Here is a 1959-nt window from a genome sequence, read left to right on the forward strand (position 1 = left end):
AGGACGTTGTCCGCCTCGGTCATGGTGCGGCCCGGGCGATGGAGGTAGGCGGTGCCGACCTCGTACTCCTCGAACCACAGGCCACGCTGGACAACCTCCTTGCGCACCGGGGTGCCCTCGGCGGCGCTCACAGGCCCAGCCCCCGGGCGATCAGCATGAGCTGCACCTCGGTGGTGCCCTCGCCGATCTCGAGGATCTTCGAATCGCGGTAGTGGCGCGCGACCGGGTATTCGTTCATGAAGCCGTAGCCGCCGTGGACCTGAGTGGCGTCGCGGGCGTTGTCCATCGCGGCCTCGGAGGCGACCATCTTGGCGATCGCCGCCTCCTTCTTGAACGGCTTGCCGGCAAGCATGAGGCGCGCGGCCTCGTAGTAGGCGCAGCGCGCGGTGTGGGCGCGGGCCTCCATGCGGGCGATCTTGAACGCGATCGACTGGAACGAGCCGATCTTCTGGCCCATCGATTCGCGTTCCTTCGCGTACTTGACCGACTCGTCGACGCAGCCCTGCGCGGCGCCGGTGGCCACGGCGGCGATGGCGATGCGGCCCTCGTCGAGGATCGACAGGAAGTTGGCGTAACCGCGGCCCTCCTCACCCAGCAGGTTCTCGGCCGGGACGCGGGCGTCGGCGAAGGTCAGCGGGTGGGTGTCGGAAGAGTTCCAGCCCACCTTGTCGTAGGCCGGCTCGGCGGTGAAGCCCGGCGTGCCCGACGGGACGATGATCGTGGAGATGGCCTTCTTGGTGGAGCCGTCCGCGGCCTGCCGCTCCCCCGTCACCGCGGTGACGGTGACCAGGGAGGTGATGTCGGTGCCCGAGTTGGTGATGAACTGCTTGTTGCCGTTGATCACCCACTCCTCGCCGTCGCGCTTGGCGGTGGTCTTGGTGGCCCCGGCGTCCGAGCCGGCGCCCGGCTCGGTGAGGCCGAAGCCTGCCAGCTTGCGGCCGGCGGCCAGGTCCGGCAGCCACTGCTGCTTCTGGTCTTCGTTACCGAAGTGGTAGATCGGCATGGCGCCCAGACCGACGCCGGCCTCCAGCGTCATGGCGGTGGACTGGTCGACGCGGCCGAGCTCCTCGAGCGCCAGCGCGAGGGCGAAGTAGTCGCCACCCATCCCGCCGTACTCTTCCGGGAACGGCAGGCCGAACAGGCCCATCTGGCCCATCTGGGCCACGACCTCGTACGGGAAGGTGTGGTTGCGGTCGTGCTCGGCGGAGGCCGGGGCGACGACCTTGTCGGCGAAGTCGGCGACCGTCGACTTGAGGTCTGCGTAGTGCTCTTCCAACTCAGGCATGGGCTTTCCCTTCGGATTCCTCGGTGGAGGGGTGGGGCTCGACGGTCGCGAGCAGATGATCGGCGGGCACCTGCTCGCCGGTGGACACGTGGACGCGGACCACGCCGTCGATCGGGGCGGTGAGCGCGTGCTCCATCTTCATGGCCTCGACGGCCAAGACGTTCTGCCCGGCGGTGACCTCGGCTCCGTCGGAGACGAAGGTGGCGATGACCGAGCCCGGCATGGGGCTGAGGATCTGGCCGTCCGAGGCACTGTCGTCGTGGATCCGGGAGTCGATGAGCGGCAGCAGCCGCAGGTCCCAGGTCCCGCCGTCGCCGGCCACCCAGAACGTGTCGGCCGCCTTGGGGTCGGTGGAACGAACAACGGTCCAGCGCTGCTGCGTGGCATCGACGGTCAGCCGGAGCGACGCACCGTCCCGGGCCACGCGGGCCTGATGGCGGGAGGAGACCGTCGGCTCGGAGGTGGAGCCGATCGTCGCGTCGGTGATGGTCACCTCGGCGTCGTCCGGGGTGCCCTTGAGACCGACGGTGACGGCGTCCGAACCGGCGCCGCGATCCAGCCGGGTCCAGACCTCGGCGCGCCCACCGACCCGCCAGCCGTTGGGCACGTCCCACGGTCCGCGACGCGCGGCGGGCACGCGGGCCCAGCGCTCCTCGGTGCGGTGCATGGCCACG

At 70.1% G+C, this 1959-nt stretch carries 2 protein-coding genes and 1 pseudogene; all 3 read right to left on the bottom strand.

Annotation, left to right across the window (positions count from 1 at the left end):
- Positions 1 to 131, bottom strand: a pseudogene (locus G6016_RS17655) (MaoC family dehydratase); the annotation flags it as partial.
- Positions 128 to 1285: an acyl-CoA dehydrogenase family protein gene (locus tag G6016_RS04515; protein ID WP_182631504.1), complete on the bottom strand. Its 1158-nt coding sequence runs from the start codon at positions 1283 to 1285 to the stop codon at positions 128 to 130. The pseudogene G6016_RS17655 and the gene G6016_RS04515, both read right to left, overlap by 4 nt.
- Positions 1278 to 1959, bottom strand: a 682-nt coding sequence (locus G6016_RS04520; protein WP_182631505.1) for a biotin/lipoyl-containing protein, incomplete at its 5' end; no start/stop codon positions are given. The genes G6016_RS04520 and G6016_RS04515, both read right to left, overlap by 8 nt.

It is taken from the genome of Dietzia aerolata, assembly GCF_014144865.1.
GTDB lineage: Bacteria > Actinomycetota > Actinomycetes > Mycobacteriales > Mycobacteriaceae > Dietzia > Dietzia aerolata.

Excerpts from the sequence above, each read along its gene's own strand:
- G6016_RS04515 (WP_182631504.1), bottom strand. The coding sequence starts at position 1,285 with ATGCCTGAGTTGGAAGAGCACTACGCAGACCTCAAGTCGACGGTCGCC.